At 72.3% G+C, this 14,972-nt stretch carries 10 protein-coding genes; all 10 read left to right on the top strand.

Annotated features, from left to right (window positions below):
• The first annotated feature begins 131 nt into the window (after window positions 1-131).
• The 10 genes from ACZ6JS_RS35075 (at window position 132) to ACZ6JS_RS35030 (ending at window position 14,910) form a co-directional block, all read left to right on the top strand.
• Window positions 132-2,156, top strand: a complete 2,025-nt coding sequence (locus ACZ6JS_RS35075) for a DNA/RNA helicase domain-containing protein (protein ID WP_469304101.1) — start codon at window positions 132-134, stop codon at window positions 2,154-2,156.
• 585 nt (window positions 2,157-2,741) lie between these two features.
• Entirely contained in the window at window positions 2,742-3,659 is a 918-nt protein-coding gene (locus ACZ6JS_RS35070) for a conjugal transfer protein (protein ID WP_469304099.1), read from the top strand.
• The gene (locus ACZ6JS_RS35065) at window positions 3,656-3,976 is read left to right on the top strand and encodes a hypothetical protein (RefSeq protein WP_469304097.1); all 321 of its coding nucleotides are present in this window, start codon (window positions 3,656-3,658) and stop codon (window positions 3,974-3,976) included. The genes ACZ6JS_RS35070 and ACZ6JS_RS35065 overlap by 4 nt, the downstream gene beginning before the upstream one ends.
• Complete coding sequence (locus ACZ6JS_RS35060; RefSeq protein ID WP_469304096.1) at window positions 3,973-4,485, top strand: hypothetical protein; 513 nt, start codon at window positions 3,973-3,975, stop codon at window positions 4,483-4,485. Before ACZ6JS_RS35065 ends, ACZ6JS_RS35060 begins: the two co-directional genes overlap by 4 nt.
• Window positions 4,485-7,043, top strand: coding sequence for an ATP-binding protein (locus ACZ6JS_RS35055; protein WP_469304095.1), 2,559 nt, complete (start codon window positions 4,485-4,487; stop codon window positions 7,041-7,043). Before ACZ6JS_RS35060 ends, ACZ6JS_RS35055 begins: the two co-directional genes overlap by 1 nt.
• Window positions 7,040-9,685 carry a hypothetical protein gene (locus ACZ6JS_RS35050; RefSeq protein ID WP_469304093.1) on the top strand — a complete coding sequence of 882 codons (2,646 nt, stop codon included), beginning with the start codon at window positions 7,040-7,042 and terminating at the stop codon, window positions 9,683-9,685. The genes ACZ6JS_RS35055 and ACZ6JS_RS35050 overlap by 4 nt, the downstream gene beginning before the upstream one ends.
• The gene (locus ACZ6JS_RS35045; RefSeq protein ID WP_469304091.1) at window positions 9,682-10,800 is read left to right on the top strand and encodes a C40 family peptidase; all 1,119 of its coding nucleotides are present in this window, start codon (window positions 9,682-9,684) and stop codon (window positions 10,798-10,800) included. The genes ACZ6JS_RS35050 and ACZ6JS_RS35045 overlap by 4 nt, the downstream gene beginning before the upstream one ends.
• A 218-nt stretch (window positions 10,801-11,018) precedes the next feature.
• Window positions 11,019-11,435, top strand: coding sequence for a hypothetical protein (locus ACZ6JS_RS35040; protein WP_469304090.1), 417 nt, complete (start codon window positions 11,019-11,021; stop codon window positions 11,433-11,435).
• Window positions 11,420-14,002 carry a type IV secretory system conjugative DNA transfer family protein gene (locus ACZ6JS_RS35035; RefSeq protein WP_469304089.1) on the top strand — a complete coding sequence of 861 codons (2,583 nt, stop codon included), beginning with the start codon at window positions 11,420-11,422 and terminating at the stop codon, window positions 14,000-14,002. Before ACZ6JS_RS35040 ends, ACZ6JS_RS35035 begins: the two co-directional genes overlap by 16 nt.
• Window positions 13,999-14,910: a replication-relaxation family protein gene (locus ACZ6JS_RS35030; RefSeq protein WP_469304087.1), complete on the top strand. Its 912-nt coding sequence runs from the start codon at window positions 13,999-14,001 to the stop codon at window positions 14,908-14,910. Before ACZ6JS_RS35035 ends, ACZ6JS_RS35030 begins: the two co-directional genes overlap by 4 nt.
• Window positions 14,911-14,972: the final 62 nt, after the last annotated feature.

Below are 14,972 nucleotides of genomic sequence, written 5' to 3'. Positions count from 1 at the left end.
CCAGTGTGCAGGCACCCACTGACAACAAATCAGCGAGTGCGTCGCGACCGCATGGCAGCTGACTCGCACGCCCAGTGGGCTCGGCGGCAGCGGGCGAGCGCACTCGTCGACAGGATGCCGGGGGAACCACCATGAGCGACATGGAGATGCCGTATGAGAGGGACTTCGTTCCCGTCCGGTTAGGGCTTCAGAACTTCGACGAGGAGCAGTCGGCGGGTGTCGCATGCGCGGCGGCGGGCACGGTAGGGAAGATCGCCGCCTTGGTGCACAGCCCCGCGTTCATCGCAAGGTGCGTCAACCGATACCGAGCCTCGGGGTTCGGAACTCCAGACGAGGGTGAGGTGCGAAGCTGGCGTGCGAGCTGGCCGCCCCTTTTCGCGGCCATGGTGAGGGCTGGGCTGTCGGATCTGCGGGTGTACCTGGAGTACGGGACTCCTGGCGGAGGCAGGCGCCTGGACGCGTTGCTGGTTGGCACCGCGCCGGATGGCGGGCTCACCCTCGTGGTGGTCGAGCTCAAGCAGTGGCAGACCTGCCGGATCCTGGACGGCGGCCGGGTCATGCGCAGCGACGGGGTGGTGACCACGCATCCCGTCCACCAGGTCGCCGCCTACCGGAGCTTCTTCGAATACTGGCGGCCCGAGGGGGCACCGCGCCTGGAGTCGCGTGCGGCCGTGGTCCTTCACAACGCAACCGCCGAGCAGGGCGCCGCCCTCAGCTCCGCCGCCGGAGGCTTCGAGGACATCCCCGTCCTGACCGCCGGCGATCTGACAGCTCCCCCAGCGGCCTTGGCTCGCCTGCTGCGCTGCGACGATGTGGGCACGATCAGCCCCACCCAAAGCGCCGTCTTCGAGGGCATTCGCTGGGCGCCGTCGGCCGGCCTCCTCAATCACGTCGGGTCCGTCCTGGCTGGCCAGCCGGCCTTCGCGCTGATAGGCGACCAGCAGGACGCCTTCAACCGGATCCGCGACAAGGCCGCCCGCAGCCTGCCGCGCAGCGCACCCCGCCCCCAAGGCGAAGCCGGCTCCGACAGCCCGCCTCCGCAACAGGGGGCGATCATCACAGTCCACGGCGGGCCCGGCAGCGGCAAATCGGCGTTGGCCGTGCGCCTGCTCAGCCACTTCATGCGTGCCCACCCCGACGCCTCCCCTCGATTCGTCACCCCCTCGGGCACACTGCGCGCCCACCTCCTGGATGCCACCGCCAGCCACCCCGGAGCCCGCGAGCTGTTCCCCGCCGCCTCCAGCCTGCGCAGCACCGCCAGCCGAGCCAGAGCCGTCGTCATCGACGAGGCACAGCGCATGGCGCGCACCGGCGGGCGGATGGCGCCCGAACTCGCCGCGGCCCTCTCGCATGTCCCACTGGTGGTGGTGTTCATGGACGAGCGCCAGGTGATCCGGCCCAACGAAGGCGTGTCCGTCGCCGAGATCGCAGCCCTGGCTCACGCGACGGGACGCCGCCACCACGCCCTGCAGCTCAGCGGTTCATTCCGCTGCCAGGGCTCGAAGGCCTACACCGACTGGGTCGAAGGCCTCCTCTACGGCTCACCGGAGCCCTGGACGGGACAGGCCGGCTATGATCTCGGGCTGTGTGAGAGCCCCTTCGCGCTCCAGGAGGAAGTCGAACGCGCCACCGCCGCCGGACACAGCGCGCGAATCACCGCCGGGTTCTGCTGGCCGTGGACCCCCACCCGCCAGGCCGATCGAACCCTGCCACTGGACATCCGCATCCCCGTCACCTCGCCCAACGGCGGGACCAGCGTCTGGCAAGCAGCGTGGAATGCCTCCACCGCCCTCACCACCGCCGACGGAGAACCACTCGCGCCCCCCAGCCAACTCTGGGCCAGCCACACTGGCGGCCACCAGCAAGTCGGCTGCGTCTACACCGCCCAAGGCCTCGAGTACCACCACTCCGCCGTCATCATCGGCCCCGACCTCACCTGGCGCGACAACCGCTGGACCGCCCAACCCGACAAAAGCCATGACGCCAAACTCCGCGACCTCACATCCGAGGAGTACCTCCCCCTCGCCCTCAACATCTACCGAGTCCTCCTCACCCGCGGGACCCACACCACCCGCGTCCACTCCACCGACCCCGAAACCCATCGCCACCTCACCACCCTCATCACACCCCACCACCCCACCCCATCCCTGCCGTAGAAGCCCTCCGCCACCGGATCCGGCAGCACAGCCCACCCACGCCACGACCGCTCCCGGTTTCCGCAGCTGGGCGCGCCCGCAGGCTGCAGGGACGGACTGGGTAGGGGTGGCGGGCGCGGAAGGCCCTCCACTGCGAGAGTTGCCGAACAGGGCATGGGGCCGCCCGCGCTGTGACGGGAACCGGGCACCTTCAGCTGCACTCGCTATCTGCCACCAGGGAGCTACTCCTGCGCCTTCGCCTCGGTCCTTACAGCGTGCACAGGCTTTGGACTGCACCGGTCGGGCCGTCTTGAGGCTGTGGCCTGCGGTGGGGAGGTCCTGGGGAGTCACCACTGCGGGCTGGTTCGAGTCGTGATGCGGTGGGGGTTGTCCTGGTGAGCCGCCTGGTGAGGACGCCGCCGTTTCGTGAGGGCAGAGCAGAACACCTCACCCGGAAGGCACCCCATGGCTCCCACACTTCCTCCTCCTCGCAGGCGCCGCAGCCGTGTCGCCGATCGGTCTGTGCTGCCGTCGTTGCGCAAGCGCTGCCCTGAGACCGTTCCGGTCCGCACGGCGCCCCGCGGGCCCCGGCTGGTCCGTCTTGCGATGTGGAGCGCTCTGGGCGCCGGCCCGCTCGCCCTGGCCGCCACGCTCTACGCGCCGCCGACCGCTGTGGTGCAGGCTGCACCCGCACCGCACTCCACCGAGGCACGAACGCCCGCTGATCCCCGGGGTGCGGCGGAGCTGTTCGTGGACCTGTGGCTGCGTGCCGACGGTGCCAAGACCGACAGCAGCATCGCGACCGCTGTGCGGGCGCTTGCTCCCGAAGTGGACCTGCCCAAGCGGCCACGCTCCACCAACGCCCCTGTCGCGGTCGCGGGGCGGGTGGTCGCCGTCCGTACGGTGGTCGGGCCGGGTACGTGGACGGTGGTGGTCGCGGCCCTCCGGGACCAGGCCGATCCGGCCCCCGCAGGCGGTCCGGACACCGTGGCGCCTCTCGTCCGGTACTACGCGGTGTCCGGGACCGGCGGTACCGAAGGCGCGCCGGTTACGATCGGCGGCGCACCGGCCGAGGTCGCCGCCCCCGACGCGGCTGCAGTTCCTGCTGCACAGTTCACCCACCGGGTCCGCGCAGGTGGGGCGCTGGAGGTGTCCCTGGGCGAGTTCGTCCGTGCGTACCTCGGGGGCGGGCAGGGCGGTGGACTGGAGCGGTACCTGTCGCCGGGGCTGCGGGTGTCCGCGCCGAAGACTGCGCCGTACGTGCGCATCGAGGTCGCCGACGTCCTCGCCGACGCCGAGGCCGCCACCGTCGCGGCGGTCCCCGCCGACGGGACGAAGGCGCGGGTGCGGATCCGCGTGAGCGGTGAGGACAAGCTGGGCGTCCGGTGGCCGCTGGTGTACCGGGCGGAGGTGACCGCCCGGGCCGGGCGGTGGGAAGTCAGCGCGCTGGAGTCCGGTATCACCGACCTGCCAGCAGGTACGAGCTCTTCCTCTCCTGCGGCGGTCTCGGGTGGTGGGCGATGACCACGCCGAACTCCGTGGTGCTGGCCGGACAGCTGGACGTCCTCGGCGATTCCCTGATCGGGACCCTGGCCGGCTGGGCCGATAGCGGACTCAAGGCCGCGCTGACGCTGGTGGTCGTGATCACCGTCGCGCGGAAGTTCTCTCTCAAGGCCGGTATCGGCGCGCTCATCGCTATGGTGCTCGCCCTGGGCATCTACAACTCGCGTGATTCGCTCGCGTCGATCTTCTCCGACGAGATCAAGAACCCGGCCAAAAGCACCGGCCAGACCGTCGTGGTGGTCACCCCGCACGCCGATGCGGACGGCGGTACGCCGTGAGCAGGCAGGCAGTTGTCCGCGTCTACACCAGTGCGCGCCGGCACCCGTGGGTGCTGGGCAAGCTCGGCGACTGGACGGTGCCGTTCGGCCCGTACACGCCGGCGCAGCTGGTGGTGCTGGGCGGCGGGGCGTTCGCCCTGATCAAGTCGTACGCGTTGTGGTCGTGGGCGGGTCCGGTCCCGGTGGTGCTGTGGATCGGGGCGGTGTGGGCGGTGCGCGGTGCGCAGATCGCCGGGCAGAACCCGTTCACCGCGTTCCTCGGCGTGCTGGTTGTGCTCACCCGGCATCCTGCCGGGCGGGTGGGCGGTCGGATCGCCCGCGACCGGCGTCCTTCCTACCTGCGCTGCCGCTTCACCCTCACGCCGGCCGGCAAGCCGCTCGCGGCCCCGGCCCTGAGCATGGCGCCAGTTCCGGCCCCTGCGGCAGCGGTGACTGCGCTGCCGGTGGCTGCGGCGGCCGGCTCGGGTCTGTCGCGGCTGCTGGCCGGCGCGGGACAGGAGGCGGCGTGATGCGGACTCCGTTCAGGCACATCCACGGCCATCTGCTCTGGTCGACCACGTCGCAGGTGTGGGCGCTGTGGCGGGTGACGCCCCTGCCCGGTGGCTACCTGCCCGCCCGGGTGCACCAGGAGCTTCTCGGGCGGGTCACCGCCCTGGTCCGCTCGATGCCGGGGATGGAGCCGCGCCTGTTCGTACTGGCGGCCCGGACCGACCCGGGCGAGATCGCCGAGCGCATGGTCGCCGGCGTCGACTGGCAGCGCCTGCCCGCGTGGGCGCAGAGCTGCGCGGCTGCGGTGGATCTGCTGACCGGTCAGGAGATGCACGAGCGGACCCTGTGGCTCGCCGTCCCTCTCGCAGCGAAGAAGTCCGCCGCCGGTGCCTCGCTCGGTGCCCTGTACGCGGAGCTGTCGGCGGCGCTGGATCTGCCTCCGGTGGCCGTAGCGGAGGCGGAGGTGCAGGCCGCGGTGGAGGAGGCCGGGCGGGTGCAGACGTCGTTGGGCGGTGGGCTCGGCCTGCGCCCGGCGTCGCCGGCGGAGATCGTGTGGATGCTCCAGCACGCCGTCCACCGGGGCTTGGCGGAGGAGCCGCTGCTGGGCGACGCCGAGCACAGCCCCTTGTTCGGCAGCCGTGTCCGCGACGGGCAGCTGTCCTCTCCCTCCTACGCTGACCTCGGGCAGATCCGGCTCGCCGAGGGCGGCCGCGGGCTCGGCGAGTCCGTGAAGGCGGACAGGACGCCGTGGTGGCGCTCTGGTGCGTCCTCGCCCCTGGGGCGTAAGTGGCTGCAGGTCGAGTCCGACGCCGGCACCGGCTACCAGGCGCACCTGGTGCTCGCGGAGCTTCCGCCGGCGGTGGCGGTGCAGAGCGCGGACGTCCTGGCGCAGTTGGAGGGGCTGCCGTTCCCGGTCGATGTCGCGGTGGACCTGCGCGTGGTTCCGGCGAAGAAGGCGCGGGAGCAGGTGCAGCGCAAGAAGCGTGAACTTCTGGACCAGGCCGAGCAGTACGGTGCGCAGCCCACCGGGATGCCGCATTCGCTGCCGGAGGCGGCCGGGGACCTGGCCGAGCAGGACGCGCGGATGGCGCGGACCTCGGTCGAGGTCGAGGTGCAGTCCGTCACGGTCCTCAGTGTGTGGGGCCCGGACGCGGCGACCTGTGATGCGCGGGCGCGGGAGCTGTCCGCGGCCCTGTCGGGCGGCGACTACCGGGTGGAGCGCCCCTACGGGATGCAGGAGGAGCTCTTCGCCCTGGGGCTGCCGGGCGCTGTCCGGGCGCCGAAGGTGGGCCAGTTCACCCAGCACCAGTTGTCGGAGGACTGGGCTGCCGGTGGGGCGCTGACCCTGTCACGGGTGGGTGATCCGGCCGGGATGCTCATCGGGCACGACCTGGACAGCGGCACGATCCGTCCCGTTCTGCTCAACCCGGCCGACGCCCCGCAGGTCAACGCGTCCGCGTCCAGCGCCGTGATCGGTGACCTGGGCAGCGGCAAAAGCGTGCTGGAGAAGCTGGTCACCTCCGCGGTCGTGGACCGGGGCGGCAGGGCGATCGTGATCGACCGGACCCCGATCCGCGAGTGGGCGAGCTTCGCCCGGGCCGCGGTGGGCGAGCGCTGCCAGATCATCGACGCCGCCCAGGCCCGCATCTCCATCGACCCGCTAAGGGTGTTCGGCGGCCCGGTCGGCGCCCACTACGCCCTCTCCTACCTGACCCTCCAACTGGGAGTCGGGGCGATGACCTCGGCCGGCGCGGTCCTGCACCACGCGGTGGAAGAGGTCTCTAACGGGCCGGAGCCGTCCATGGGCAAGGTCCTGGACGTCCTGACCGCGCTGGCCGCGACCGGCACCAGCAGTCGCGCGGACGCTGCGGCGACCATGGCCGACCTGCTGCGGATCGTCGCCGGCAACCCCCTCGCGGCGATGGTCTTCGACCCAGGCCTGCCCGCGGTCAGCCTGGACGGCGACCTGGGCGCCGACATGGTGGTGGTCACCACCACCGGCCTCACCCTGCCCCCGCGGGAGGCGTTCGCCGACGTCGAGGTCCTGCGCCAGCAGCCGCTGGAGGCCCTGATCGGACGCGCCGTGCTGTACCTGATCGCGGCCATCGCCCGGCAGGCCGCGTTCACCGACCCGGGCCGGTTCTGCCTGGTCGCGCTGGACGAGTGCTACTGGCTCACCTCCTCCGCCGAAGGCGCGGCCCTGGTCCACGAGATCCTCCACGACGGCCGCAAGCACGGCGCCGGTGTCTTCCTCGGCGCCCACGACGAGGCGGAGCTCGGGAAGGACTCCGGGCTGATCGCCTACCGGTTCCTGGCTCGCACCGCCGACAGCGCACGCGCCGCCCGGGGCTTGAAGTTCCTCGGACTGGACAGCGAGGACGAGGACCTGATCCGACTGGTGACCACCGGACTGTCCCCCGTCGGGCAGGCCGGCCGGGAGGGCGAGATGCTGCTGCGCGACCCGCGGATGCAGGTCGGCCGGATCAAGGTCGTCGTCCCGCCCGTCGCCCGCCTGAAGGAGAACATCTTCACCACCCCGGGCCGCCCAAAGAAGCCGGCCGAGGGGAGCACCCGGTGATCCGCGTACGAGGCCGGTTCGACCGGGGCACCCTGAGGTCCGCGGGGTTTGTGGCGCTGCTGACCGTCGTCTTCCTGGTGACCAACACTGCGGTGGCGGCGGCCGCCGACGGATCCGGGGCGGGCGGTGGCCTGCTCGGGCCGCTGGACATCATCACCCGCGAGGGCGTGCCGCTCAGCGGCTACCAGCTGGAGAGCAGCGTCGCCTCCCAGACCGTCGGGGACCGTGTCGAGGACGTCGTCGTGGGAGGCAGCATGCCGTTCGACGTCATCGGTGAAACCCAGCGTCTCCTGCTCAATGGCCTGTTCACCCTCGTGCGTCTGCTGGTCGGTCTGTCCGGCTGGGCGAGCGCTACCGTCCTCGACTTCCCCGTGCTGCGTCTCCTTACCGATCCGGCGCAGCGTCTGGCCGATGCCTACCAGCGGCACGTCGTCGGCGCGCTCGGCCTCGAAGGCCTTCTGCTGGCGTGGGCCTTCGTCTTCGGCCTGATCCTCTTCGTCCGCGGGAAGGTCGGCAAGGGGCTGGGCGAGATCGTGCTGACCCTGGTGATCACGGCGCTGGCCGCCAGTGCATTCGTCCGGCCCGACTACCTGCTGGGCAAGGACGGGCCGCTGCAGCAGACCCACCAGGCCGCCATCGAAGTCGCCTCCATCACCACCGCCTCCTACTTCGACACCCCAGCCCGCGGCGGCCGCCCCTGCGACACCGCGGTCGGCCCCGCCCACGACGCATGCGTGGCCGAACAGGCCGACGCCAAGACCGTCACCGCACCGATCCAGGCCGCACTCACCGACGCCCTCGTCGTCAAGCCCTACATGCTCCTGCAGTACGGCCGGATCCTGGACCCGAAAAAGGAGGGGGAGAAGACCGCGTACGAGGCGCACCTGAAGTGGGTCAAGGGCAACGCGGCCGGGCAGGCGGCCGCACAGCCGTCGGCCGACGGGGACGACCCGTGCGCGCTGCTCGACGGCCCATCAAAGACGTACTGCGAGGACGCACAGAAGCGGCGGGAGAAGGCCAAGAACTGCGAACACCTGGACCCGCAGAGCGAGAAGCGGTGCCGCGACCAGGTCGTCGGCAAGGACGGCTTTCCGGGATTGATCCAGGAACTGGAGAGTGCCGGCGCCGTCGGCAAGTCGGCGGCCGCGTACGCGCAGAAGCCGTCATGGGATCGAGTGTGGTCGGTGTTGGCCCTGCTGATCGCTGTGATCGTGGTCGCTCTGATGGTCGTCTCGATGTCGGTGGTGATGCTCGGCGCCCAGGGCGCCGACGCAGCCGCAGCGGCCGGCGGGCCGGTCGCGTGGGTGTGGGCGATGCTGCCCGGCCCCTCCCGGATGCTGCTCTGGCGGTGGCTCGGGGTATTCGTCATCTCCGCGCTGGTGTCGTTCATGGCCGCCATGGCGCTCCCCCTGTTCGGGATCGCTGTGGACGCGATTCTGGCGGACAGCGGCCCTGATCAGATGATGGAGCGACTGTTCCTCGTCGACGCCCTCGCGCTTGCGTTTCTGGTGCTGCACCGGCGGATCCTGCGGGCGACGGCCGGATTCGGGCAGCGCATGGCGACCCGCATGCGCTACGCGAAGGTCGGCGGCAGCCACCTGCCCGGCGACAACTCCGAACTCGGCGCCGCGCTCGCCATGCATGGCTCCACCCAGGGCAGCGGGTCCGGCGGACTGGGCGGCGGGGCCTCCGCGGCGCACGGTGCGTTCGGGGCTCGGCTGCGGTCTCTGGGCAGCTTCGCCGCGCTCTCCGACCCCACGGGCATGCCAATGAACCCTGGCCGGCTGCTCGGCGACGCCGTCGCCGAGGGACGACGCGGAATTGCACCGCTGGCCATCGCGCTGCGCGCGGCGCACACCGCACTCATCGGGCCGCCGCCCGGCCGGCATCCGGCCGCGGCCCGGCTGCACGCGTACGCGAACGGGGCGGCTACAGGCCGGTCCGGGGGCGGTGCGGGTGGCGGGGAGATGGTGGTGGACGAGTGGACGGGCGAGATCCTGTATGACCCGGCTACCGACCGGCCGTTGCTGGGATCCCGGATCCATGGTCGGGCCAGCCGGCTGCGCGGCTACCGCGGCGCGTCCCGCGCCGCACGCGTCACCTACGGCGCGACTCTGGGGCTGCCTCGCACCCTGTCAGCGACGCGGGCGGCGGCCTCGGAGTTCACCACTGATGCCCGCACCCAGCTGAGGGTCGCCGTCCACCGGGTCCGCCAGGACGGAGGCCGCTGGATGCAGCCCGTCGACCACGCCGGGCAGGCCCTGGCCACCGCCTGGCAGGTCCACGACCCGGCCGGCACCGTGCGGGACACCGCCCTCGCCGCGGCCCTCCATGCGGCCCCGCTGACCGGCACCCCGGCCGGCCGTCCGAACACCAACGTGTCCGCCCCGCGCACCCCCGCCGGCCGCCGACCCTCCCCCGTGTCCGCGGCTCACGCCCCGGCAGTCGGCGGCACCAGCCCGAGCCGCAGCCGTCCGGCCCGACACCGGGTGGAGGCCCCGCAAGCACCCCAGGGTGCAGGTCAGGCGACTGATGAGGACCGGGTACGCGCCGAGGCCGAGGCGAACGCGGCCCGGCTGCGCCGGATCTTCGCCGAGCGGGCGGCCGCCGCCCGCCGACGTCGTGAGGACGATGGCCGGTGAAGCGGTGGAAGAAGATGGGCTGCCTCACGCTGCTGCTCCTTCTCGCCGCGGTGTGCTGCACCGGCCCCGTCCTGCTGGCAGCGGCCCGCAGCCAGACCGCCCCTGCCGCGGGTGCCGGTGTCGACGCGGCAGCGGCCGGGATTCCCCCGCGCATGCTGGCCGCCTACCTCACCGGCGCCTCCCAGATCAGTGCCCACGTCCCCGCCTGCCGCGGGATGCGCTGGCAGATCCTCGCCGGGATCGCCCGGGTGGAGTCCGACCACGCATCCGGCCGCACCGTCAGCGCGGGCGGCGACATCACCCCGCCCATCACCGGCCCCCGCCTGGACGGCTCCGGTGCCGGCGGCAACACCACCGCCATCCGCGACACCGACAACGGCCAGTGGGACGGCGACAGCACATACGAACGGGCCGTCGGCCCCTTCCAGTTCCTGCCCGAAACGTTCCGCGCCTACGGCAAGGACGGCAACCGCGACGGCATCACCAACCCGCACAACGCCGACGACGCCGCCGCCTCCGCCGCCGTCTACCTGTGCGGAAAGGGCCGCGACCTCACCGACCGCGAGCAGCTGCGCGCGGCGATCCACACCTACAACCGGTCGTGGGCGTACGTCGACGACGTCCTCTCGGGGATCGACCGGTACGACGCCCTCGGCGCAAGCCCGCAGATCCCCTCGGGGAATGTCGGGGCTGTCATCCAGGCCGCGCTCGCCCAGCAGGGCATCCCGTACTCCTGGGGCGGTGGGAACGCCCGCGGCCGCTCGACCGGGATCTGCTGCTCCCCCGGCGGGCAGGACGGCCGCACCGTCAACGGCTTCGACTGCTCGGGCCTGACCCTCTACGCCTACGCCCAGGCCGGGATCAACCTGCCGCGTACCGCGGCCGCCCAGGCCAGCGCCGGGCGCCGCATCCCCGCCTCGGCGGGCGTCGGTGCGCTGCTGCCGGGCGATCTCGTCTTCTACGGCTACAGCCCCACCAACGACTCCACCATCCACCACGTCGGCCTCTACCTCGGAGACGGCCAGATGATCAACGCGCCCCGGCCCGGGAAGCCCGTCCGCATCGACCCGGTCACGGCCCTGCCCGACTACGCGGGAGGGGCACGACTGCTGTGAACACCTCCTCCTGGTGGACCGGCGGCCGCCTCCTGGCTGCGGCCGGCCTCCTCGCCGGCGCCGGAATCTGGATGCTGTCGACCGGGCTCACCTCCGCCGCCACCGAGCCGACCGCCGGCTCACCGGGGTTCGTCGCGCCCACAAACCGTCCTGTGCCCGCGGCCCCGGCTCGACCTGCAGCGTCCAGTGCAAGCGCCCCGAACGTGACTCCCGAAGTCGTGACCCCATCGGACTCACGGCCGGCGATCGCGGCACCGACGGCCGCCTCCCCAAGCCCCGCCGGTTCGCCGGGCGGTGCGGCACCGGCGGACCAACTCCCTCCGCCCGGCGAGGGCCCGGCAGCCGATCCGCTCATCCAGCAGGCTTTCGACCGGGCCAGCCGGCCCGACCTGCCGCCCGCCGACGAGCAGCACCTGGTCACGGCCGGACGTGCCGCGTGGCTGGCCGAGACCGTCCGGTACACGCAGGTGCGTATCCAGGCCGCGACCGCCCGCCGGGCGCCCGACCAGGACGGTGATGGTGCGGTGGTGCGCCTGGTGTGGGCCGGCGCGGACCCGGCCGGTACCTACCTGGACGGCCGAACCGCGGCCCTCCACTACATCCGCAACGGAGAAGGATCATGGACGCGTACGTGACGACAGCAGAAGCTCTCGGGACCGCCGCGAGCATCGTCGACGTATTCGGCGATCTCGCCCGGTGGGGGCTCGCCAACTCCTGGTGGCTGGCATGCCTCCTCGGCGCCTTCGTGATCGGGTGGGAGGCGCTGCAACATCGCCTCGCCACACGGGCTCTGGCCGAGCGGGCCTGCGTGGAGCTGGTGCCCAGTGCCACGTTCGAGCCGAGTCTCGAGCAGATCTGGCGGCAGGGCCTGCTCCTGATCCGGGCCGCCGGATCCGGCCCGTGGTGGGTTCCGCGCCGTGCCCGCACGGTGCGGCTGCGACTGCGCGCCGACGGAACCCGGCCCCTGACCTACCGCATCGAGGCACCGGCCTCCGCGCACCCGCTGCTGACCACCACCCCCTACGGCGCCCGGGTCCGGGCCAAGCCGGTCGGCCCGATCGCCGACAAGCACCGCGAGCACGTCGTGCGGGCCGTCCTGACTCTGCGCGGCAAGCCCGGTTCCCGGCTGCGGAACGTACCCCTGGAGCCCGACCCGCTCCAGCCGCTGATCGACGCCGTGGCCGGCCTGCGCGCCGAACTCGGGGACCTGGCCGAGGTCTGCGTCGACCTGTCACCCGCCTCGCGCTGGCACCTCGCCGTCCGGCGCGCGCAGGGAATGCGCCTGGCCCGGGAGGAAGCCCGACGTGAGGCGCAGCGCGAGGCACGCTGGCTCACCCAGGAATCGACCGACCCGTTGCCCGTGACGGTGGGCAAGCTGCTGGACCCGGCGCAATGGCGGGGTGCACCCCGTGGGCAGCTGGTGATGTCGCCGCAGCCGCGCCGTGTCGACCGGGAGACCGTGCTGGGCAAACTCGCCGAAGGGGCCGGGCTGGTCCGGGTGCAGATCCTGGTGCGCTGCGCCTCCGACAAGGCCGACCGTGCGCAGGCCCGGCTGGCACGCATCAACGCGGCCATGGACGTGTATGCGGGTCCGTCCCGTCTGGCGTCGCAGGGGTGGTCGTTGGGGCCGGTGCGGATCGGGCCGGACCGGTGGCCGTGGCGGCCGCGGTTCGACGAGCGGTGGCAGCAGGCTCTGATGCGGCCGGCCCGGAGCGGGTGGGCGCATCTGGAGGAGATCGCCGGACTCCTCAAGCCGCCGACCGCGTTGGCAGACCTGCCGCTGCTGGAGAGCGACATGCCGACCTACAAGGTGGGCGAGGACCTGCTGCCGCAGGGCTGGTACCGGGGCCCGGACGGGCGGGAGCGGCTGCTGGCCACCCACGAGGACGACACCCTCTTCGAGGTCCAGTCCGGCAAGGCCGGGTGGGGCAAGACGATGCGCGCCCAGGTCCAGGCCGTCGCCAGCGCCCACAACGGACGGGGCTTGGCGTTCGTCGACCCGCACGGCGACTCCCTCACCGACGTCGCCCGCTACCTGGCCCACGACGAGATCATGGAACGGATCGCCGTCTTCGACCTCACCGTGCACGACGACAGTGCCCTGCTGGCCTGCTGGAATCTGCTCGACATGTCCGGCGGTCCCCGCCCGTACGAGGTGTCCGCCGCGGTGGTCGATGCGATTGCCGCGTCCCTGGGGTGGGACGACGCGAGCGCGCCGCGGGCCCTGACGATCCTGACCAAGGCCGTGGAGGCCCTGGTCTGCGTGAACGCCCTCGCTGTCGCCGCAGGCGCATCCGACCGGCAGGCCACCGTCTTCCAGATCCGTCCGCTCCTGACCGACCCGACCTTCCGGTACCTGGTTGTCGGCGCGCTCGATCCGGAAACACGGGGGTGGTGGACCGGCACCTTCCCCGACCTGCCGAAGGACGGTCTGGGCACCGTCTTGAACCCGCTGGAGCGGCTCGGGGCCAACCCGGTGATCCGGGCGTTCCTCGGGTGCCCGGTCAGCGGCTACGACATCCGCCGGGCCATGGACGAGAGCCAGGTGGTGTGGATCTGCCCGCCCGGCACCGGACCGACCGACCGGCTGCTGATCTCCCTGCTCGTACGCGACTTCCTGCGCGCCGGCCTGTCCCGCCGCGACCTGCCCGAGGGCAAAAGGCACCCGTTCCGGTTCTACCTGGACGAGATGATCTCCCTGGACGGCGGCGCCACCGTCCTGGCCGAGATCACCGAACAGCTCCGCAAGTTCGGCGGGCGCCTGCACGGCATGACACAGCTCCTGCACCGGCTCAGCCCCACCACCCGCGCGGCGCTCCTGCAGAACGCCTCCTGCCTGTCGACCACCGCCGGTTCGGTCGAAGCGATCACGCCGGTGACCACCCAGTGGGCAAGCAGCGTCACTCCGCAGGACGCAGCCGGGCTGGAACGGTGGTGGCACTACGCCTCCTTCACCGTCGCCGGCAAACGCCTCGGCCCCCTGCAGATCCGCGGACCTGAACTCGAAGAGGTCTTCGGCCGCCTCGCGAAACCCTCCCGCACCCAGGGACTGCTCCGGGCCGCCCACGCCAACACCGGGGCCCGGCCCCTGACCGAGCAGAGCGCCCTCGCCGCAAGCCAGGAAGAGCAGGTACGCGAGTTCCTCACCGGCCTGACCCCGACCACCGACAACCAGAACCAGGAACAGGAGCACTTCGCGTGACCGCCCCTGCAGTCATCCAGCCCGACGCCGCCGACACCTACGCCCACCGGGCACTCGCCCTGATCGCCCAGCACCGGCTGCTGACCAGCACCCAGCTCCACCAAATGCTCATGCCCCACGTCCCGCCCCGGAAGATCCACAAGGTCCTCGCCCCGCTGCGCGCGGAGGGACTCATCGCGCACACCGCGCTGGGTGTCCGAAGCGGCCTCAAAGCCCACTTCCTGACCGCCGCCGGAGCCCAGGCCGTAGCCAATTGGCCCGAGCTCCGGGGCCGTACCGCCACCGTCATCGCCAGTCCCGCCGCGGCCTCCATGCGGGCGGCCCACACCCTCACCGGTGTCCGCGCCCACCTGGCGTTCCTCGCCGAAGCCCGTAAACGGGGCGACGAGTACCAGGCGCTGGACTGGGTGCCCGAGGTCACCCACCGGCTGCCCGACACCGGCGGGGAGGACCGGCTCATCGCCGACGCCGTCCTCCACTACACCGCCGCCCGGCCCCGCCGTCTGCAGTACCGGGCGTTCGTGGAGATCGACCGCACCACCATGAGCAGCGAGCGCCTCGCCCGCAAGCTCATCACATACGCCCGCTTCCACGACTACACCCCCCAGCCCGCCGGACGCCGCGGGACCGTCGCCGACCAGGGCGCGGCCCTGTTCGCGTGGCAGCGCTTCTACCCCCGCTTCCCCCGCATCCTGTTCGTCCTCACCGGGGCCCCCCGCGCGACGCTCACGGCCCGCATCGCGGACCTGCGGCGGATGACCGCCGACCACGACCTGGTCACCCGCCTCGCCTCCCACGTTCCGCTCGGCGCCGCCGTCCTCGAAGACCTCGAAGAGGCCGGCCCTTCCGGTCCGGTGTGGACGCCCCTGGCCGGTGCTGGCGAGCGCCGCGGCTGGATGCAGCTGTGAGCAGCGGCCGCACCTTTCGCCCGACCGTCACAAGCGCAAAGAACACGCCACGTGGCCGATTC

The organism is Streptomyces sp. NPDC046349 (genome assembly GCF_055587885.1).
This window is presented reverse-complemented; position numbering and strand designations above follow the sequence as displayed.